The organism is Pseudomonas sp. IT-196MI5 (assembly GCF_949767415.1).
Lineage (GTDB): Bacteria > Pseudomonadota > Gammaproteobacteria > Pseudomonadales > Pseudomonadaceae > Aquipseudomonas.
Genome location: NZ_CATKPZ010000003.1, coordinates 61,221 through 81,850, shown reverse-complemented (window position 1 = coordinate 81,850; position 20,630 = coordinate 61,221). Strand labels below are relative to the sequence as shown.

Below are 20,630 nucleotides of genomic sequence, written 5' to 3'. Positions count from 1 at the left end.
CGAGCAAGCTCGCTCCCACAAGGTAAGAAGTTTGCCTGCCACCGACCATGACCGAGATAGAACAATGACCGACACCCCGCACTTTCCACTCTCCGCCGTGGTCGGCGCCGACGATTTGAAGCTGGCGCTGTACCTGACCGCCATCGACCCGAAGATCGGCGGCGTGCTGATCGAAGGTCCGCGGGGCATGGCCAAGTCGACCCTGGCCCGCGGTCTGGCGGACCTGCTGGCCAGCGGTCAGTTTGTCACCTTGCCGCTGGGCGCCACCGAGGAGCGCCTGGTCGGCACCCTTGATCTCGATGCGGCGCTGGGCGAAGGGCGCGCACAGTTTTCCCCCGGCGTACTGGCCAAGGCTGACGGTGGCGTACTCTACGTCGACGAGGTCAACCTGTTGCCCGATCACCTCGTTGACCTGCTGCTCGATGTGGCTGCCAGCGGCACCAATCTGGTGGAGCGTGACGGTATTTCCCATCGGCACTCGGCGAAGTTCGTGCTGATTGGCACCATGAACCCGGAAGAGGGTGAATTGCGTCCGCAATTGCTGGATCGTTTCGGCTTGAACGTCGCCCTCGCAGGCCACAACGCGCCCGTCGAGCGCGGCCAGATCATCCGCCGGCGCCTGGATTTCGACAGCGATCCGCAAGGTTTCTGCGCCGAATGGGAATCCGCGCAGGCGTCTCTGCGCGAACGTTGCCAGAACGCACGCAACGCACTGGCAGGCATTCCCCTTGACGACCTGGCACTGGCGCACATTACCGAACGCTGCTTTGCCGCCGGGGTCGATGGCTTGCGCGCCGATCTGGTCTGGCTGCGGGCCGCCCGGGCGCACGCCGCCTGGCGCGGGGCGAACGCCATCGCCGAGGAAGACATCGACGCCGTTGCCGAGTTTGCCTTGCGCCATCGTCGTCGCGAGCACTCAGCACCGGCGCCTCAGCCATTCCAGGCGGCGCAACAATCGACGCCGCAGCACGCCGACCCGAGCGAAGGGCAGGGCCAGTGGGGTGAGTTGCCCGCTCAGGCGCTGGCGGTCGGCGCACGACGTGAAGTGCCGAGCTGGCCAAAAAAGCCCTAGGCATTCGCCCTCGCTCAGACGCGGGGGCGAATGCCAGACCCCGTGCCGGACGGCTGGACCACGGCAAACAGGGCAAGCGTCATGCAGCACGCAGCGGCTCGGTCAACTGGCCCGGCACATTGCTCAATGGCCGACCGCGTCAGCGCGACGACCTGTTGTTTCACCTGCGTACGCGTTCGCCCCATGAACTGTGGCTGGTGATCGTTGACGCCTCTGCTTCGACTCGCCGTCATCAGGCATTGAGCGATGCCAAGGGCTTGCTGGCGCAGCTGTTCGACGATGCCTACCGCCAGCGTGCGCGATTGGCGTTGCTTACGGCCAGCGGTGCTGTACCCAAATGGCAGGTGCAGGGATTGAAGGCTTCGACGCGATTGCGCCATTGGCTCGATGGCCTTGGCGCAGGTGGCGGCACGCCGTTGCTGGCGGCTTTGAGCGAAGCGGGGAAATGGCTGGCGGCACGCCACAAGCGTTTTCCGGCAGAGCAGCAGCGCTTGTTGCTGGTGACCGATGGAAGGTTGAAGGACTTGCCACTGCTGCCGACGCTGGAGTGTCCGGGGCTGTTGATCGACATCGAGCGCGGGCCGATTCGGCTTGGTCGCAGCAGGGTGCTGGCGGCGCAGTTGCAGGCCGAGTATCGGCATATTGACGAGCTGCTTCCGGGCTGAAGTTTATTTTATCTACTCGGGCCTCATCGCGAGCAAGCTCGCTCCCACAATTGATCCGATTTGAACACAAATTTTGTGATCACCCGACAACCCGTGCGGGAGCGGGCTTGCCCGCGAAAACGGTGTGCCAGCCAACCTCAAATTTGAATCACTTACTCATCGCCTGCCGATACTGCCGGGTACGCTTGCCTCGCCTTTTCATTCCTGTTTTTTATTGGCAAGAACTGTTTGTGACACGGAGTAGGCAAACGACTCGTTGTTTCGGTTCTCCGCATAAGCACGGGGTTCATCCCCAGGTTGTAACAGAGCGACGGACAATTGATATGCAATGGTTCTGTCTGGTTTCCAATTAATAAAGCCACCCAACCCCGTTGACGGCGGGTGAAGCGTTGCGCCCCCAAAAGTGTCTCCGGGGGGAAGCGAGAATACCGTGGTGATAGACGTTTTTATCGGGAAGAAAATGGCGCCAGGGTAAGTACCGCACATTGAAAATCCAGGGAGGTCTTCGCTGCACTTCACAGAGGGCTCTTGCCCAACGACCAGTTTGGTGGGGGGCGAACTGACATCGTTCACGAAAACCGAGAATGAAATACCCTTGCCAGGCAGGTTCTGCAGGTTTAGCGGGGTCATCGTGAAGTCACCATTGGCGAGGGTGGTGACCTGTTTAAGGATGGTTCCATCACTGGTTAATGCAGTCACCATGAACGGCCCCAATGTTGCGGTACCGACGATAGTCCCCGTAATCGATGTCGCGCTTTTTGACAGCGGTGTCGTGACGCAAACTTCCGGACCGTTTTGGCCGATAAATTGTTTGTTGACCAGATCTTTGCACTCTTCGATCACAGAGGTCACAGACGTGTCCTGTTGAACGTTACAGCCTGTTAAACCAACTCCCAGTACTGCACAGAAAAGTAATCCCTTTGGCGTCTTCATCTCAAACTCCCTTAATCGGCGCGGTGTATGAATCAGATGAGACTCCAGTATTTCTACATGCCTTGCGGGGGTCTACTGTCAAAGTTGACAGTAGTGACAGCAGGCTTGGACGCAGATGGACCTGTGACATGTTGTGGTCATGTGCGCACTGAATGAGCGTTATCAGTCCAGCCTGTAGCCATCGGTAGCACTTGCTTGACGGGGTGATGAGTAACGCCCTCAGCCGGTTTTAGCGCATGCCGTTGATTCAATTCGAGTTTCAATCCGACCAGGTTTTCTGCGCCGGTGTGTGGCACACTTTCTGCTGTCTATTCCGTTGTTACATACCAAGTTCCGGTATAGCGGAATACACATCACCCAGGAGTGCTTGCCATGCATCGCCGACCTTCCTTGTTCACAGCATGTGTTTTTCTGTTCGCGGCCTCTGCTGCTGCCATGGGCGTGGCCCAGGCAGCGGACAGCAAGCTCGACAGCGTCCTGGCCCGCGGCAAACTGATTGTAGGCACCGGCAGCACCAACGCGCCGTGGCACTTCCAGGGCGCCGACGGCAAGTTGCAAGGCTTTGATATCGATATCGCGCGCATGGTGGCCAAGGGGCTGTTCAACGACCCGAGCAAGGTCGAGTTCGTGGTGCAGTCGTCCGACGCGCGTATCCCCAACCTGCTCACCGACAAGGTCGACATGAGCTGCCAGTTCATCACCGTGACGGCCAGCCGTGCCCAGCAAGTGGCGTTCACCCTGCCGTACTACCGAGAAGGTGTCGGTCTGCTGCTGCCGGCGAACAGCAAGTACAAGGAAATTGATGACATGAAGGCCGCCGGTGACAGTCTCACCGTGGCGGTGTTGCAAAACGTCTATGCAGAAGAACTGGTGCACCAGGCGCTGCCCAAGGCCAAGGTCGATCAGTACGACAGCGTGGACTTGATGTACCAGGCCGTGAACTCCGGCCGCGCCGACGCGGCGGCCACCGATCAGTCTTCGGTGAAATACCTGATGGTGCAGAACACCGGCCGTTATCGCAGCCCGGCCTACGCCTGGAGCCCGCAGACTTATGCGTGCGCGGTCAAGCGCGGCGATCAGGACTGGCTGAATTTCGTCAACACTACCCTGCATGAAGCCATGACCGGCGTTGAGTTCCCGACTTACGCGGCATCGTTCAAACAGTGGTTCGGTGTGGATCTGTCAACGCCGGCGATTGGCTTCCCCGTCGAATTCAAATGATCCCGTGAGAGTGGGGCGCCGCTAAGCGCCCCGCTCAAGGTACTGCTGACCATGAACTATCAGTTGAACTTTGCCGCCGTCTGGCGCGATTTCGACACCTTGCTGGCGGGGCTCGGTATGGGCCTTGAACTGGCGCTGGTGTCGATCGCCATCGGCTGCGTGATCGGCCTGATGATGGCGTTTGCCTTGCTGTCCAGGCATCGCGCATTACGGGTGCTGGCGTCGGTGTATGTCACGGTGATTCGTAACACGCCGATCCTGGTGTTGATACTGTTGATCTACTTTGCGTTGCCGAGCCTGGGGATTCGCCTGGACAAGATTCCCTCGTTCATCATCACCCTGTCGCTGTATGCCGGGGCCTACCTGACCGAAGTGTTCCGCGGCGGTTTGCTGAGCATTCCCAAGGGCCTGCGCGAAGCCGGGCTGGCCATCGGCCTTGGCGAGTGGCAGGTCAAGGCCTACGTCACCGTGCCGGTGATGCTGCGCAATGTGTTGCCGGCCCTGTCGAACAACTTCATTTCGCTGTTCAAGGACACCTCGCTGGCGGCGGCGATTGCCGTACCGGAGCTGACCTACTACGCGCGCAAGATCAATGTCGAGAGCTACCGGGTGATTGAAACCTGGCTGGTGACCACGGCGCTTTATGTGGCGGCCTGTTACCTCATTGCCATGATGCTGCGTTACCTGGAACAGCGTCTGGCGATTCGCCGATAGGAGGCTCCATGTACGATTCCCCCAGTTGGTTGCATGAGTTGTGGGTGGCGCGGGAAGTGCTGTGGCAAGGCTTTCTGACCAGCGTCCAGGTGTCGGTGCTGGCGATTTTGCTCGGCACGCTGGTTGGCGTCGTCGCCGGGCTGGTGCTGACCTACGGCAAGTTCTGGATGCGTGCACCGTTTCGTTTTTATGTCGATGTGATTCGCGGCACGCCCGTGTTCGTGCTGGTGCTGGCGTGCTTTTACATGTCGCCGGCGCTGGGCTGGCAGATCAGTGCGTTCCAGGCCGGTGCGCTGGGGCTGACGCTGTTCTGCGGCTCCCATGTTGCCGAAATCGTGCGCGGTGCCTTGCAGGCCTTGCCGCTTGGGCAGATGGAGGCGAGCAAGGCCATCGGCCTGACGTTCTACCAGGCCCTCGGTTACGTGTTGTTGCCCCAGGCGCTGCGGCAGATTCTGCCGACCTGGGTCAATTCGTCGACCGAGATCGTCAAGGCCTCGACCCTGTTGTCGGTGATCGGCGTTGCCGAGTTGCTGCTCAGCACCCAGCAGATCATCGCCCGGACCTTCATGACCCTGGAGTTTTACCTGTTCGCCGGATTCCTGTTCTTCGTCATCAACTACGGCATCGAGTTACTCGGCCGGCACATTGAAAAGCGGGTGGCTTTGCCATGACTCAGACTCAATCCCATGCACAAAACGGCCAACCGCTGCTGGATATTCGCGGCCTGCACAAGCGTTACGACCAGCTCGAAGTGCTCAAGGGCGTCGATCTGACGATGCAGCGCGGCAACGTAGTGACGTTGATCGGCTCCAGCGGTTCGGGCAAGACTACGCTGCTGCGCTGCGTGAACATGCTCGAAGAGTTCCAGGGCGGGCAGATCCTGCTCGACGGCGAATCCATCGGTTATGACGAGGTCAACGGCAAACGCATTCGCCACCCGGAAAAAGTCATTGCCCGTCATCGAGCCATGACCGGCATGGCGTTCCAGCAGTTCAACCTGTTTCCGCACCTGACTGCATTGCAGAACGTCACCCTGGGTCTGCTCAAGGTCAAGAAGCTGCACAAGGACGAGGCCGTGGCCCTGGCCGAGAAATGGCTGGAGCGCGTCGGCCTGCTGGAACGCCGCGATCACTTTCCCGGTCAGTTGTCTGGCGGTCAGCAACAGCGCGTCGCGATTGCCCGGGCGATTGCGATGAACCCGAGCCTGATGCTGTTCGACGAAGTGACCTCGGCCCTCGACCCGGAACTGGTCGGCGAAGTGCTGAGCGTGATCAAGGGCCTGGCCGAAGACGGCATGACCATGCTGCTGGTGACCCACGAAATGCGCTTCGCTTTCGAGGTTTCGGACAAGATCGTTTTCATGAATCAGGGGCGTATCGAAGAACAGGGGCCGCCCAAGGACCTGTTCGAGCGCCCGCAATCGCCACGACTGGCGGAATTTCTCAAAAGCACTCGCTTTTAACGTCATTTTCAAAGCAGGAGAAACGCCCATGAGCATTACTCGTTACGGCACCGGAAGCACCGCCGCTGGCGGTCAGCCTCGCCCATTCGCCCGTGCCGTTGCAGCCGATGGCTGGCTGCACGTTTCCGGGCAGGTGCCGGCGGTGGACGGCGAGATCATTACTGGCGGCATTGTCGAACAGACCCACCAGACCATGAAAAACCTGATTGCGATTCTCGAAGAGGCAGGTTTCGGCCTGGAAGACGTGGTGCGTGCTGGCGTGTGGCTGGAGGATCCGCGGGATTTCACGAGCTTCAACAAGGTGTTCTCCGAATACTTCAAACCGGAACACGCCCCGGCGCGGGCCTGCGTGCAGGCGAACATGATGGTCGACTGCAAGGTCGAGATCGACTGCATTGCGTACAAGAAAAAGGCTTGAACCGAGTCGCGCCCATCGCGGGCAAGCCACGCTCCCACAGGTTTTGTGTGCTGCCACAGATTGCGGACACACCATCAATCCATGTGGGAGCGGGCTTGCCCGCGAAGGCGGCCTAACAATCACCACGGCACACTGGTTAAACTCCCGGCGACTTTGAATGGGAATCACTGAAATGACCGAAGACACCATCAAGCGCCGGGCACGCGGTCTGGACCGGGCGTTCGATATCCTCGATTTCCTCAAGGAGATCGGCCAACCCCTGCGCCCGAACGACATTGCCAACGGCATCGGCAGCCCCAAATCCACGGTTTACGAACTGGTAGCCTCGCTGCTGGAACGACGGATCCTGGAGCCGGTAGGCAAGGACGGTCATGTCTACCTCGGTCGTCAATTGTACTTTCTCGGCCAGGCCCACTTGCGCCATTTCGACCTGGCCCGTGAAGCCGATCACGCCTTGCAGGACATCGTCAGCCAGACCCATGAAACGGCGCAGATGTGTCTGCTCAACGGGCGCAAATACACCGTGGCGCTGATGAAAGAGGGGGAACGGCATTTCCGCATTTCCTCGGACATTGGCGAAAACGCGCCCATCCCCTGGACCGCCTCCGGGCGGCTGTTGCTGGCGCACCTGAGCGACCAGGAAATCGTCGACCTGATCGACCACGACGACTTCATCCTGCCCGACGGCGAACGCTTGCCGCTGGAACGGTTTCTCAAGGAAATCCGTCAGGCCGGGATCGATGGATTTTTTTCTTTCGATAGCGTCGCCGACACCTTTACCCATTGTTTCGCCGCACCGGTCAAAGACCCTGGTGGCGTGGCCATCGCGACCCTGTGCATCGTCGCTCCACGCGCCGATGCCAAGAAAAACTACAATGACTACCGCCGGGTGCTGATCGACAGCGCCAACAGCCTGGCCCGTCGCATCAACGAATAACAGCGGTTGCCTGCGGCCGCGTGAACGAGGAGTTCGACCATGTCTTCTGCCCCCCATACTGCCAACGTGGACAAAGGCGCTGCCCCGATCGGTGCCAGCCTGGTACGTGATGTCAGCCTGCCCGCGCTGGTGCTGCACCGCGAGGCGCTGGAGCACAACATTCGCTGGATGCAGGACTTCGTCAGCAACAGCGGCGCGGAACTGGCGCCCCACGGCAAAACCAGCATGACTCCGGCGCTGTTCCGTCGCCAACTGGACGCCGGTGCCTGGGGCATCACCCTGGCCAGCGCCACGCAAACCCGTGCCGCCTACGCCCATGGCGTGCGTCGGGTGCTGATGGCCAATCAGTTGGTCGGCACGCCGAACATGGCGCTGATCGCTGACCTGCTGGCCGACCCGACGTTCGATTTCTATTGCATGGTCGATCACCCGGACAACGTCGCTGACCTCGGCGCCTATTTCGCCTCCCGTGGCGTGCCCCTGAACGTGATGATCGAGTACGGCGTGGTCGGCGGTCGTTGCGGTTGCCGCAGCGAGCAGCAAGTGCTCGATCTGGCCAAGGCCATCGCCGCGCAACCGGCCCTGGCCCTGACCGGGATCGAAGGCTACGAAGGCGTGATCCATGGTGATCACGCCGTGACCGGCATCCGCGATTTCGCCGCGTCACTGGTGCGCCTGGCGGTGCAGTTGCAGGACAGCGGCGCCTTCGCCATTGCCAAGCCGATCATCACCGCGTCGGGCTCGGCCTGGTACGACCTGATTGCCGAATCCTTCGAAGCGCAGAACGCCGGTGGACGTTTCCTCAGCGTGTTGCGTCCCGGCAGTTACGTGGCTCACGACCATGGCATCTACAAGGAAGCGCAGTGCTGCGTACTCGACCGTCGCAGCGATCTGCACGAAGGCCTGCGTCCGGCGCTGGAAGTGTGGGCGCACGTGCAGTCGTTGCCGGAGCCGGGGTTTGCGGTGATTGCCCTGGGCAAGCGCGACGTGGCCTACGACGCCGGCTTGCCGGTGCCGTTGTTGCGGTACAAAGCGGGTGTGGTGCCGGCCAAAGGCGATGATGTGAGTGCGTGCAAGGTGACCGCGGTGATGGACCAGCATGCGTTCATGACCGTAGCGCCAGGGGTTGATCTGCGGGTGGGCGACATCATTTCGTTCGGCACATCGCACCCGTGTCTGACGTTCGACAAGTGGCGTGTCGGGTGTCTGGTGGATGAGCAACTGAACGTCATCGAGACCATGGAAACTTGTTTCTAAAGGTTTGAGACCGAGTTGCGGCCATCGCGAGCAAGCTCGCTCCCACAGGTTTTGTGAACACTGAAGAACCTTGTGGGAGCGGGCTTGCCCGCGATGGCGGCCGACCAGACAACATCGCAATACCAGAGACCCCCACAACAATGAACACCATCAACACCCTGGGTCCCAACACTCCACGCATCGCCCTGATCGGCGAATGCATGATCGAGTTGCAGCATCGCGCCGACGGCAGCCTGCAACAGAGTTTCGGTGGCGACACTTTGAACACGGCGGTGTACCTGTCCCGGGAACTGGGCGAGGACGGCACCGTGGATTACGTCACCGCCCTGGGCGATGACAGTTTCAGCGACGCGATGTGCCAGAGTTGGGCGGCGGAAAATATCGGGCTCGGCATGGTTCAGCGCCTGCCCGGACGTCTGCCGGGTTTGTATTGCATCCAGACCGACGCGGCCGGCGAGCGACGCTTTCTGTACTGGCGCAATGAAGCGGCGGTACGCGATTGCTTCACCACCCCGGCCGCCGCGCCGATCCTTGCGGCGCTGCCGGATTACGACGTGCTGTACTTCAGCGGCATCACCCTGGCGGTACTCGGCATGCAAGGCCGGGAAAAGTTGCTGAACACCCTGATCGAAGCCCGCCAGCGCGATGCGCGGATTGTGTTCGACAACAACTACCGGCCACGGCTGTGGGCGTCGGTCGAGGAGGCTCGGGCGGCGTATCGCCGCGTGCTGCCGCAGGTCGATCTGGCGTTGCTGACGGTGGATGACGAGCAGGCGTTGTTTGGTTATGCCGATTGTGACGCAGTGTTTGCCGCGTATGAGCAGATCGGTACGCCGGAAGTGGTGCTCAAGCGTGGCGCCCAAGCCTGCCTGATTCGTTGTGATGGCGAGTCATTCGAGGTGCCGGCGCAGAAAGTCGAGCGGGTGGTGGACACCACGGCGGCGGGGGATTCGTTCAGTGCGGCGTATATGGCTTCGCGGCTCACGGGCGGCAGTCCGGTGGACGCCGCCGAGGCCGGGCATCGGCTGGCGAGCCGGGTGATTCAGGTGCCGGGGGCGCTGATTCCGAAATAAGCGGTGAATGGCCGCTGGCTGCGCCATCGGATCGCGAGCAAGCTCGCTCCCACATTTGATTTGTGCACGGCGCAGATCCCCTGTGGGAGCGAGCTTGCTCGCGATGGCGCACTAAAGCCAACCGATCAATCCCGGTAAAACACCTGCACCAGGTGATACCCGAACTTGCTCTTGATCGGCCCATGCACCACCCGCAGCGGTTTCTTGAAGATTACCGCATCGATCACGCCGACCATCTGCCCCGGGCGCACTTCACCGAGGTCACCGCCGCGCTTGCCCGAGGGGCAGGTCGAGTACTTCTTGGCCAGGACATCGAACGCTTCACCCTTGGCGATGCGTTGTTTGAGCTGCTCGGCTTCTTCCGAGGTTTTCACCAGAATATGGCGGGCTTGAGCTTTCATGTGGCGGTTACCTTGCAACGATGGTGGCTATGTGGGTGGCTATGTGGGTGCCAGCGGGGGGGGGGGCGCGATTATGCCTCAAGTCAGTGCGGTTGACCGATCATCGTGCGAATCTTGTTGGCCAGCAGGTCGATGGAAAACGGTTTGGCCACCATGTCCATGCCATCTTCGAGGAAACCCTGGCGCTCGGCGGCGATTTCCGCATAACCGGTCATGAACAGTACTTTCAGTTCGGGGCGGTACTGGCGGGCGATTTCTGCCAGTTGCCGGCCGTTCATGCCCGGCAACCCGACGTCGGTCACCAGCAGGTCCACCCGCAGGTCTGATTCCAGCACCGGCAGGGCACCCTTGGCATCTTCGGCTTCATGGGCGCGGTAGCCGAGCTCCTTGAGCAGGTCCAGTACCAGCATGCGTACCGCCGCATCGTCCTCGACCAGCATCACGGTTTCGCCGGCAATTGCCGCCGGTGCCTCGCCGACCACGGGCGACAGGACTTTTTCCGGCTCGACCGAATGCAGGCGCGGCAGATACAAACGCACGCTGGTGCCCCGTTCGGGCAGGCTGAACAGACTGACATGGCCCCCCGATTGTTGGGCGAAACCGTAAATCATCGACAAGCCCAAGCCGGTGCCCTGGCCAATGGGCTTGGTGGTGAAGAACGGGTCGAATGCCTTGGCCAGCACCAAGGGCGTCATGCCGGCGCCGTTGTCGCTGACGGTGATCATCACGTAGTCGCCGGCCTTGACCGGTTCCAGAGTCGTGATGTCGCTGCCGTCGAGGTGCACATTGGCGGTTTCGATCTGCAGCACGCCGCCATCGGGCATGGCGTCCCGGGCGTTGATCACCAGGTTGAGCAAGGCGTTTTCCAACTGACTGACATCCGTGCTGATCCGCCAGATGTCTTCGGCCAGTTGCAGTTTGAGTTCGATGTGGTCGCCCTTGGTTCGACTGAACAAGTCTTCGAGCGAGTGAATCAATTTGTTGGGGTTCAGCGGCTTGCGGTTGAGCGACTGCCGCCGGGAGAACGCCAGCAAGCGATGGGTGAGGGCGGCAGCACGGTTGGCCGAGGACACTGCCGCCTCGGTGAATCGGCCGATCTCGCTGGTACGGCCGTCGGCAATGTAGCGCTGCATCAGGTCGAGGCTGCCGATGATGCCAGTGAGCATGTTGTTGAAGTCATGGGCGATGCCGCCGGTAAGCTGGCCGACCGCATCCATTTTCTGGGCATGGCGCAAGGTGTCTTCGGCACGCTCACGTTCGAACATCTCATTCTGCAGGCGCTCGTTAGCCTCGGCCAGTTGGCGGGTGCGGGCGGCAACCCGTTCCTCAAGGGTTTCGTTCAGGTTGCGCAGGGCTTCTTCGGTCTTTTTGCTTTCGGTTTCATCGATCACGAAGAGGTAGAAACCGTTTACCGCGCCGTCTGCGCCGTGGCGTGGCAGGTAATTCATCAAGGCCTGGCGGATGCTGCCGTCGCGGTGTGGCGTGCTGATGCTGAAACTGCAGGGCCGGCCGGACAGTGCCTCGGTGATGTACGGGGCGCATAGCGCATAGGTTTCTTCGCCGAGCACTTCAAGAATGGTAAGCCCGTAAAGCTCTTGCGGCGTCAGGCCGTACCAGTCGAGGTACGCCGCATTATTCAGGCGAAAGCGTTCTTCGCGGTCGACGTAGCTGATCAGGACCGGCATGGCGTTGATGATCAGTTGCAGCTCGGTCTGGCTCTGGCGCAGGGCCTGTTCGGTGTGTTTGCGTTCGGTCAGGTCCAGGGCGGCGCCGAGGAAGCGCATCGGCCGGCCGTGGTGATCCTTGTAGCAGCGACCGCGGGCAAACACCCAGCGCATCTGGCCGTCGGTTTGCAGCAGGCGATACTCCTCGGCGTACTCAGTGCCGTGGGTGATGCAATGCTTGATGCTGCGGGCGATCAGGGCGCGGTCTTGCGGGTGTACGCCGTGCAGGTACTCGCTGATCGGCAACTGGCTGGCCATGGCCGGGTCGATGCCGTGCAGTTGGGCAAAATTCGCATCGGCGATGAAACGGTCCTCGCTGATGTCCCAGTCCCAGGTGCCGACCGCATCGGTGGCGGCGAGGGCCAGTTGCAGGCGCTCCTCGGTTTCACGCTGGGCCTTGAGGCTGGCCGCCGAGCGCTGTTCGAGTTCGAGGGCGATACGCCGGCGTTCGTTGGTTTCGATGGCGGTGACCAGGATCCCGGCCACCTTGGCACTTTCGTCACGGATCGGGCTGTAGGTCAGGTCGAGCCAGAGGTCAGTCTCCCGGCCCTCACGTTGCAGGGTGAAGCGCTGCTCGCTGTAGGTCCGCACCTGACCTTGCAGAACGGCGCTGTATATCGGGTCAGTAAAGTCTTTCAACTCTGGCCAGATCAAGTGTGTCGGTTGGCCGAAAGCGTGTGGATGTTTGCTTGCGCTGAGCAGGGCGAAGCCGTCGTTGTAGATCTGCGTCAGTTGCGGGCCCCATAGCAGCAACATCGGCATCGGTGAGTGAATCACGATATCCACGGCGGTTCGCAGGCTTTGTGGCCAGGTGCTGGCCGCGCCCAGCGGGCTGCTTGCCCAGTCGATTCGGGCGATCAAGGCCTGGGCATCGCTGGCGGTTGGTGTTGCGTTCATCCGGGAGTCCTGCGCCAATTCGCTATAGCAGGCGTCTATTCTTGCACAGGTGGCAGACACAGGTTGATTCGAAGGCTTGAGCGGTAAATGTGGGAGCGAGCTTGCTCGCGATGGCGTCGGGTCAATTTGCATTGATGTCAACTGACACTCCGCTATCGCGAGCAAGCTCGCTCCCACAGGTAACCGGGTTTCAAGACTGGAGTTCGGGCCTGTCTCGGTACTGCTCAAGCGCCTCGGGATTGGCCAGGGCATCGGTGTTTTTCACCTTCTGCCCGTGCACCACATGGCGTACCGCCAACTCAACGACTTTGCCACTGATGGTCCGGGGAATGTCGGTGACTGCGACAATCTTCGCCGGCACATGGCGTGGCGTGGTGTTGACGCGAATCGTCTGGCGGATCTGCTGTTGCAGCGCCTCGTCCAGTTCGACCCCGTCGCGCAACTGTACGAATAGCACCACCCGCACGTCATCCTGCCACTGCTGACCGATGGCCACGCTGTCGAGCACCTGGGGGACTTTCTCCACCTGACGATAGATTTCCGCCGTGCCGATACGCACGCCCCCGGGGTTGAGCACGGCATCGGAGCGACCGTGGATCATCATTGCGCCATGGGGCAGTTGTTCTGCGTAATCACCTTGGGCCCAGACGCCGGGGAACAGGCTGAAATAGGATTTGCGCAGTTTCTCGCCGTCGGGATCGTTCCACAGGCCAACGGGTATCGCCGGGAAGTGCCGGGTGCAGACCAGTTCGCCTTTTTCGCCGATCACCGGTTGGCCGGCGTCGTTCCACACTTCGACGGCCATGCCCAGGCTCTTGCCCATGATTTCGCCGCGCCTGACCGGCGACACAGGGTTGCCGTTGACGAAGCACGAGACGATGTCGGTGCCACCGGACATCGAGGCCAGACACACGTCAACCTTGAAGTCGCGATAGACGTAGTCGTAACTGTGCGGCGACAGCGCCGAGCCGGTGCATAGCAGCATCTTGAGGCTACCCAGGTCATGGCTTTCACGGGGCTTGATACCGCTGCTTTCCAGGGTCGCGAGGTATTTGGGGCTGGTGCCGAAGACACTGATGCCCTCGTCGTCGATCAGGTCGATCAAGCGTTGCGGGTCGGGGTGGAACGGCGAGCCGTCGTACAGCACCACCGCACTGCCGACCGCCAATGCCGACACCAGCCAGTTCCACATCATCCAGCCGCAGGTGGTGTAGTAGAACAGCCGCTCGCCGGGGCCGAGATCGCAGTGCAGGCCGTGTTCCTTGACGTGTTGCAGCAGTACGCCGCCGGTGCTGTGGACGATGCATTTGGGCACGCCGGTGGTGCCGCTGGAGTAGAGGATGTACAGCGGATGGGCGAAGGGCACTGGGACGAAATCCGGCTCGCCGCCAGGTTCATAGAAATCGTTCCACAGCGTCACATTGGCCGGGGTGCGCAAGTGTTCGATCCGCGTGTGCGGCCGCGCATAGGGCACGATGATCAACTGCTGCAACGACGGCAAGCGCTCGAGGATCTCGTTGACCTTGGCGGTCTGGTCGATTTCCTTGCCGGCGTAGCGATAACCGGCGCAGGTCACCAGCACTTTCGGTTCGATCTGGCCGAAACGGTCAACCACCCCTTGGGTGCCGAAGTCGGGCGAAGAGCAGGACCAGATTGCGCCAAGGCTGGTGGTGGCAAGCATGGCCACCAGGGTTTGCCAGGTGTTGGGCATGCACGCGGCGACCCGGTCGCCAACCCTGACACCGGCCGCGATCAGCCCGTTTTGAAAGCCGGCGACATGTTCCGCGAGCTCGGCCCAGGTCAAATGTTCACGCAGACCGTTTTCGCCAACGGCTATCACGGCGATCGCATCATCGCGACGCTGTAGCAGGTGTTCGGCAAAGTTCAGCGTTGCGCCGGGGAACCACTGGGCGCTGGGCATCTGCGGACCTTCGAGCAGCACCGCGTCGGGTTGCTCGTGGAAGCGGATGTCGAAGAAGTCGACGATGGCCTGCCAGAAGTCCGGGCGTTGCTCGATGGACCATTGGTGCAGGGCAGGGTAGTCGTCAATCTTGAGGTGATGCCGCTGATTGATGAAACGCCGGAAGGCCTCCATGCGGGTCTTGCCAATGCGTTTGGCGTCAGGTTGCCAGAGGATGTCGGACATGATTTGCCTCTTCTTATGTCTTTAGATCCATTCGCGGGCAAGCCCGCTCCCACAGACACCACAGAACCTGTGGGAGCGAGCTTGCTCGCGATGAACTATAACGCGGTTCAGCGGCTGATCACTGCGCCAACCACCCACCATCGACATTCCACGCCGCGCCACGCACCTGGCTGCCGGCTTCGCTACACAAGAACAGCACCAGTTCACCCAGTTGCGGCGGTGTCACGAACTCCAGCGATGGCTGTTTCTCAGCAAGTAAATCATGCTGTGCCTGCTGCGGATCAACCCCACTGGCGGCACGATCATCAATCTGCTTTTGCACCAGCGGCGTCAATACCCAGCCTGGGCAGATCGCGTTGCAGGTGACCTGGGTGGTCGCGGTTTCCAGCGCGACCACTTTGGTCAAGCCGATCACCCCGTGCTTGGCGGCGACATAGGCTGACTTGCCCACCGAGCCGACCAGGCCATGCACCGAAGCAATGTTGATCACCCGGCCCCAGCCCTTGGCGCGCATGCCTGGCAGGCTCAAACGGGTGCTGTGGAACACCGAGGACAGGTTGATGGCGATGATCGAATCCCAGCGCTCTACCGGAAACTCATCCACCGCTGCCACGTGTTGAATGCCAGCGTTGTTGACCAGAATGTCGACACCGCCGAATTCGCGCTCGGCGTAGGCGATCATGTCGGCAATTTGTGCCGGATCGCTGACATCGGCCGGGTGATGGCCGACCTTGCCGCCGAACTGTTCGACTTCGGCAATCACCCTGGATGCATCGCCAAAGCCGTTGAGAATCAGGTTGGCCCCGGCCTTGGCCAGGCTGAGGGCTATCCCCAGGCCGATGCCGCTGGTGGAACCGGTGACCAGTGCGGTCTTGCCCGAAAGAGTCGTCATGAATACCTCACACAATGCCAGTGGCGTAGAAGGTGCCGATCACTACGAAAACCGCCAGGGTCTTGATCAGCGTAATACAGAAAATGTCTTTGTAAGCTTCGCGGTGGGTCAGCCCGGTGACCGCCAGCAGGGTAATGACGGCGCCGTTGTGCGGCAGGGTGTCCATGCCACCGCTGGCCATGGCGGCGACCCGGTGCAGCACTTCCAGCGGAATGTTCGCCGCATGGGCGGCGCTGATGAACTGCTCGGACATCGCCGCCAGCGCGATGCTCATGCCACCCGAGGCGGAACCGGTGATGCCCGCCAGCAGGGTCACGGTAATCGCTTCGTTGACCAGTGGGTTGGGAATGCTCTTGAGCCAGTCGGCCAGCACCAGAAAGCCCGGCAAGGACGCGATCACCGCGCCGAAACCGTATTCCGAGGCGGTGTTCATCGCCGCCAGCAAGGCACCGCTCACCGCACTTTTACTGCCTTCGGCCAGCTTGCGGCTGATCGCCTTGTAGCCAAACACCAGCACCATGAGGATGCCGACCAGCAAGGCTGCCTGTACCGCCCAGATCGCCGTGAGCTTGGCGATTTCCGTGGTCACTGGCGCGGCCATGCCCGGCAGCGCGAGGCTATGGGTCTTGCCATACACCTGCGGAATCCAATGGGTGAACAGCAGGTTCATGATGCCCACCGCCAGCAGTGGCGAGAGTGCCAGCCACGGGTTGGGCAGCTTGAGGTCGGCGGCGGTTTCCGGTTCATTGCGCAGGTCAGAACCATAGCCTTCACCGGCACGCTGGGCCTTGTTGCGCTGGCGCTGGAGAAACAGCATGCCGGCACAGAACACGAAGATCGTGCCGATCACCCCCAGCCACGGCGCCGCCCACGCGGTGGTGTTGAAGAACGTGCTGGGGATGATGTTCTGGATTTGTGGCGTGCCGGGCAGGGCGTCCATGGTGAACGAGAACGCACCCAGGGCAATGGTCGCCGGAATCAGGCGCTTGGGGATGTTGCTTTGGCGGAACATCTCGGCGGCAAACGGATAGACCGCGAACACCACCACAAACAGCGACACGCCGCCGTAGGTCAGCAAGGCGCAGACCAGCACGATCACCAGCATCGCCTGGCGGGTGCCCAGCAGGCGAATCGCCGCGGCGACGATGGAGCGCGAGAAACCGGACAGTTCGATCAGCTTGCCGAACACCGCGCCGAGCAGGAAGACCGGGAAATACAGTTTGATGAAACCGACCATTTTTTCCATGAACACCCCGGTGAAAGCGGGGGCGACGGCAGACGGGTCAGTCAGCAGGACAGCGCCGAGGGCGGCAATCGGGGCAAAGAGGATAACGCTGTAGCCACGGTAGGCAGCCAGCATCAGCAGCGCGAGGGCTGCCAAGGCAATGATCACACTCATGGTGTGTCTCTCCTGGGTTGTTATTTTTGTTGGGTGAAGCCTGGTAGGAGAGGCGTGTAGCGAGTTTTGTGCCAGATGTTTAAGTTGTTGAAATATAAGGATATATTTGATTTTTGTGGGCTGGATTCGAGTGCTTTGTCTCTGATTGGAGACTTTTGGCGATTGTGCTGGCCTCATCGCGAGCAAGCTCGCTCCCACAGTAGACCGTGTTCTCCCGAACTACTCTGTCTCCCTGTGGGAGCGAGCCTGCTCGCGAAGATCTGTCTAATAATGGAGATGCATGTCTCTTTGTGGAGACTCGACGATCCCCAACGCCACCATCTTCTTGTACAACGTCGACCGGCCAAGCCCCAGCCGTGCCGCTGCATCAATTACCTTGCCCCCGCATTGCGCAAGGGTGGTTTCAATCAATTGCCGGTCAAATCGCTCCCGCGCGGCACTGAACGTCTCATGGGCAAGCGGCTCGACGGTCAAGGGCGCCACGCGCTCCACCTGGGTGAACGTACCAATCGCCGCGCGGATGTCCGCCGCCGTCAGGCGCAAGTCATCACTGAGCAGCGCGGCCCGCTCCAGCACATTGCGCAGTTCCCGGATGTTCCCCGGCCAGGCGTGTTGCCCCAACAGTTCCAGGGCTTCGTGGTGCAGTTCATGCTGGCTGCGCAGTTCCTCAAGAATTGCTTCACTGAGCGCCGGCACGTCATCCAGGCGGTCGCGCAGGGGGGGAACCTGGATCGGCAGCACATTGAGGCGGTAGTACAAATCGGCGCGGAATTCGCCGCGTTTGATCGCCGCTTCCAGGTCCGTAGAGGTTGCGGCGATCACCCGCACATCGCTCTGGATCACTTCGTTGGAGCCCACCGGCTCGAATTCCTTTTCCTGCAACACTCGCAGCAGTTTGCTTTGCAGGGGCAGCGGCATGTCGCCGATTTCGTCGAGGAACAGTGTGCCGCCCTGGGCGATCTGCAATTTGCCGGCGCGGCCCTTGCGGTCGGCACCGGTGAACGCGCCGGGGGCGGTGCCGAAGAATTCGGCCTCCAGCAGCGATTCGGGAATCGCCGCGCTGTTGACACTGACAAACGCCTTGTGCGCACGGGGCGAGGCATTGTGGATCGCCTGGGCCAGCAACTCCTTGCCGGTACCGGTTTCACCAAGCAACAGCACCGGCGATTCGGTACTCGCACTGCGCCGGGCGCGGCGTTTGACTTCCAGGCTGGCGGCGCTGGTGCCGATGAAATGGGCAAAGTTGTATTTGGTCTGCCGCGCCCGCAGCAGCGAGCGGGTGGAAGCCAGTTCTTCCTGCATGCTCATGTAGCGCTTGAGCATCGGCGACAGGCTGCGCAATTCGTCGAACAGGGCAAAACCGATGGCACCGATCACTACGCCGGCGTCATCGTGAATCGGCAGGCGCATGACCACCAGCGGCTCTTTGGGAGTGTCTTGCATATCCAGCAAAATCGGCCGGCCGCTGCGCACCACTTCACGCAACAGGCTGCCGGGGATCACGCTTTCGCAGGGCTTGCCGATTGCGCCTTGCGCCGATTGCAGGCCGAAGCGCCGGGCATAACGCTCATTCATCCAGACGATGTTGGCATCGCGGTCGACAATCACCGTGCCCTCGCTCGACTGCTCGATGATCTCGAACAACGAGCGGATCGCCAGCAAGCGAACGCGCTGGTAGTCCTTGAGGCTTTCGGTGGTGTTCATGGGCTTGATCCTGATGATTTATTGCCTGTGCAGGCCTCATCGCGAGCAAGCTCGCTCCCACATTGAATTTGTGTCGTTCACAAAACCCTGTGGGAGCGAGCTTGCTCGCGATTGGGGCGACGTGGTCTGAGGATTATGCCTGCCCCAACAACGCAGCCGCCAACAGCTCCTTGGTGTACGGATGCTGCGGCGAATCAAACACCTCATGGCTGGCGCCGCGTTCCACCACTTTGCCGTCCTTGATCACGATCATGTCGTGGGCCAGGGCGCGCACCACCGCCAGGTCATGGCTGATGAACAGGTAGGTCAAACCGTGTTTTTCCTGAAGCTGGCGGAGCAGGGCGACCACTTGTTTCTGCACCGTGCGGTCGAGCGCCGAGGTCGGTTCGTCGAGCAGGATCAGCGCCGGCTTCAGCACCAGCGCCCGGGCGATGGCGATACGCTGGCGCTGCCCCCCGGAGAACTCGTGGGGATAGCGATGGCGACTTTGCGGGTCGAGGCCGACTTCGCTCAATGCCCGGATCACTTCGGCATTGCACTCTTCAGGGCTCAACTGGCTGTGCACTTCCAGGCCTTCGCTGATGATTTGTGCCACGGACATCCTTGGGCTGAGGCTGCCGAAGGGGTCCTGGAACACCACCTGCATCTTCTTGCGCCACGGTCGCAGCTGTTTTTGCGTTAGACCGTCCAGTGCCTGGCCTTGAAAGCGGATACCGCCTTCGGAGTCGAGCAAACGCAGAATCGCCTGACCCAGGGTGGACTTGCCGGAACCGGACTCACCGACGATGCCCAGGGTTTTGCCGTGCTGAATATTCAGGCTGATGCCATCGACGGCGCGCAGCCAGGTCTTGCGTTGAAACAGGCCGCCACCGACGGGAAACCGCACCTGCAGGTTGTCCACCTCCAGTACGTTTTCGCGCTCGTCCCGGGGCAAGGCTTCGCCCTCGGGTTCGGCGTGCAGCAATACACAGCTGTAAGGGTGCTTCGGTTCGGTGAACAGGATTTCGCAAGGCGCCTGCTCGACGATTTCCCCGGCCTTCATCACGCACACGCGCTGGGCGATACTGCGCACCAGGTTAAGGTCATGGCTGATCAGCAACAGCGACATGCCCAGCCGTTGTTGCAGGGATTTGAGCAGCAGCAGGATCTTGCGCTGCACCGTCACATCCAGCGCAGTAGTCGGTTCGTCGGCGATCAGCAGTTCCGGTTCGCACGCCAGGGCCATGGCGATCATCACCCGCTGGCGCTGCCCGCCGGACAATTGATGGGGATAGGCCTTGAGGCGTTCCTCGGGTTTCTGGATGCCCACCAGGTGCAGCAATTCGAGAATCCGCTCTTGCGCCGCCTTGCCCGCCAGGCCTTTGTGCACCAGCAGCGTTTCGCCGATCTGCTTTTCAATGCTGTGCAGCGGGTTGAGAGAGGTCATCGGCTCCTGGAAGATCATCGCGATGCGATTGCCGCGCAGTTGTCGCAACTTGCCGGCATCGGTGCCCACCAGTTCCTGGCCGCGATAGCGAATGCTGCCCGTTGTCTCGGTATCGGTTTGCGGCAGCAATTGCAGGATCGAGTGGGCCGTCACCGACTTGCCCGAACCCGATTCACCCACCAGCGCCAGGCATTCGCCGGGACGGATGTCCAGGCACAGATTGCGCACCACGGTCTGGCCGCTGAAGGCCACGCTGAGGTCACGGATTTCGATCAGGTTGGTCATATCA

At 61.1% G+C, this 20,630-nt stretch carries 18 protein-coding genes; 10 read left to right on the top strand and 8 right to left on the bottom strand.

Features of this window, described 5'->3' with window-relative positions:
- Positions 1 to 64: 64 nt before the first annotated feature.
- Both ACM6IK_RS02135 and ACM6IK_RS02130 read left to right on the top strand, forming a co-directional pair.
- Complete coding sequence (locus ACM6IK_RS02135; protein ID WP_414872937.1) at positions 65 to 1,072, top strand: ATP-binding protein; 1,008 nt, start codon at positions 65 to 67, stop codon at positions 1,070 to 1,072.
- A gap of 119 nt (positions 1,073 to 1,191) precedes the next feature.
- Positions 1,192 to 1,737, top strand: a complete 546-nt coding sequence (locus ACM6IK_RS02130) for a vWA domain-containing protein (RefSeq protein WP_414872936.1) — start codon at positions 1,192 to 1,194, stop codon at positions 1,735 to 1,737.
- Positions 1,738 to 1,935: 198 nt separating this feature from the next.
- Here the strand turns inward: ACM6IK_RS02130 and ACM6IK_RS02125 are convergent, their stop codons facing one another.
- Positions 1,936 to 2,670, bottom strand: a complete 735-nt coding sequence (locus ACM6IK_RS02125; protein WP_414872935.1) for a hypothetical protein — start codon at positions 2,668 to 2,670, stop codon at positions 1,936 to 1,938.
- 372 nt (positions 2,671 to 3,042) lie between these two features.
- Here ACM6IK_RS02125 and ACM6IK_RS02120 point away from each other — a divergent pair, with 372 nt between their 5' ends.
- The 8 genes from ACM6IK_RS02120 to ACM6IK_RS02085 all read left to right on the top strand — a co-directional run bounded on the left by ACM6IK_RS02120 (position 3,043) and on the right by ACM6IK_RS02085 (position 9,752).
- Complete coding sequence (locus ACM6IK_RS02120) at positions 3,043 to 3,891, top strand: transporter substrate-binding domain-containing protein (protein WP_414872934.1); 849 nt, start codon at positions 3,043 to 3,045, stop codon at positions 3,889 to 3,891.
- A 51-nt stretch (positions 3,892 to 3,942) separates the two neighbouring features.
- Positions 3,943 to 4,605, top strand: coding sequence for an amino acid ABC transporter permease (locus ACM6IK_RS02115; RefSeq protein ID WP_108217292.1), 663 nt, complete (start codon positions 3,943 to 3,945; stop codon positions 4,603 to 4,605).
- An 8-nt stretch (positions 4,606 to 4,613) separates the two neighbouring features.
- Positions 4,614 to 5,276, top strand: a complete 663-nt coding sequence (locus ACM6IK_RS02110; RefSeq protein ID WP_414872933.1) for an amino acid ABC transporter permease — start codon at positions 4,614 to 4,616, stop codon at positions 5,274 to 5,276.
- Positions 5,273 to 6,067: an amino acid ABC transporter ATP-binding protein gene (locus ACM6IK_RS02105; RefSeq protein ID WP_414872932.1), complete on the top strand. Its 795-nt coding sequence runs from the start codon at positions 5,273 to 5,275 to the stop codon at positions 6,065 to 6,067. Before ACM6IK_RS02110 ends, ACM6IK_RS02105 begins: the two co-directional genes overlap by 4 nt.
- A gap of 28 nt (positions 6,068 to 6,095) precedes the next feature.
- On the top strand, positions 6,096 to 6,485 hold the full coding sequence (locus ACM6IK_RS02100; protein WP_414872931.1) for a RidA family protein: 390 nt from the start codon (positions 6,096 to 6,098) through the stop codon (positions 6,483 to 6,485).
- 172 nt (positions 6,486 to 6,657) lie between these two features.
- A complete protein-coding gene (locus tag ACM6IK_RS02095) occupies positions 6,658 to 7,422 on the top strand; it encodes an IclR family transcriptional regulator (protein ID WP_414873010.1) in 765 nt (254 codons plus the stop codon).
- A 39-nt stretch (positions 7,423 to 7,461) separates the two neighbouring features.
- Positions 7,462 to 8,679, top strand: coding sequence for an amino acid deaminase (locus ACM6IK_RS02090; protein WP_414872930.1), 1,218 nt, complete (start codon positions 7,462 to 7,464; stop codon positions 8,677 to 8,679).
- A gap of 140 nt (positions 8,680 to 8,819) precedes the next feature.
- Positions 8,820 to 9,752: a sugar kinase gene (locus ACM6IK_RS02085; protein WP_414872929.1), complete on the top strand. Its 933-nt coding sequence runs from the start codon at positions 8,820 to 8,822 to the stop codon at positions 9,750 to 9,752.
- 125 nt (positions 9,753 to 9,877) lie between these two features.
- On the opposite strand, the gene ACM6IK_RS02080 is transcribed toward ACM6IK_RS02085, so the two are convergent.
- From ACM6IK_RS02080 to ACM6IK_RS02050, 7 genes are all read right to left on the bottom strand, one after another.
- Positions 9,878 to 10,153 carry a peptidylprolyl isomerase gene (locus ACM6IK_RS02080; protein WP_007898282.1) on the bottom strand — a complete coding sequence of 92 codons (276 nt, stop codon included), beginning with the start codon at positions 10,151 to 10,153 and terminating at the stop codon, positions 9,878 to 9,880.
- Positions 10,154 to 10,236: 83 nt separating this feature from the next.
- The gene (locus tag ACM6IK_RS02075) at positions 10,237 to 12,774 is read right to left on the bottom strand and encodes a PAS domain-containing protein (RefSeq protein WP_414872928.1); all 2,538 of its coding nucleotides are present in this window, start codon (positions 12,772 to 12,774) and stop codon (positions 10,237 to 10,239) included.
- A gap of 190 nt (positions 12,775 to 12,964) precedes the next feature.
- Positions 12,965 to 14,920, bottom strand: coding sequence for an acetoacetate--CoA ligase (locus ACM6IK_RS02070; RefSeq protein ID WP_414872927.1), 1,956 nt, complete (start codon positions 14,918 to 14,920; stop codon positions 12,965 to 12,967).
- A gap of 118 nt (positions 14,921 to 15,038) precedes the next feature.
- Positions 15,039 to 15,812, bottom strand: coding sequence for a 3-hydroxybutyrate dehydrogenase (locus tag ACM6IK_RS02065; protein ID WP_108217301.1), 774 nt, complete (start codon positions 15,810 to 15,812; stop codon positions 15,039 to 15,041).
- Positions 15,813 to 15,819: 7 nt separating this feature from the next.
- Positions 15,820 to 17,211 (bottom strand): GntP family permease, encoded by a 1,392-nt coding sequence (locus ACM6IK_RS02060; RefSeq protein WP_102702089.1) that lies wholly within the window; start codon positions 17,209 to 17,211, stop codon positions 15,820 to 15,822.
- Between the two features lie 264 nt (positions 17,212 to 17,475).
- On the bottom strand, positions 17,476 to 18,915 hold the full coding sequence (locus ACM6IK_RS02055; RefSeq protein WP_414872926.1) for a sigma-54 interaction domain-containing protein: 1,440 nt from the start codon (positions 18,913 to 18,915) through the stop codon (positions 17,476 to 17,478).
- A 133-nt stretch (positions 18,916 to 19,048) separates the two neighbouring features.
- Positions 19,049 to 20,626 (bottom strand): ABC transporter ATP-binding protein, encoded by a 1,578-nt coding sequence (locus ACM6IK_RS02050; protein ID WP_414872925.1) that lies wholly within the window; start codon positions 20,624 to 20,626, stop codon positions 19,049 to 19,051.
- Positions 20,627 to 20,630: the final 4 nt, after the last annotated feature.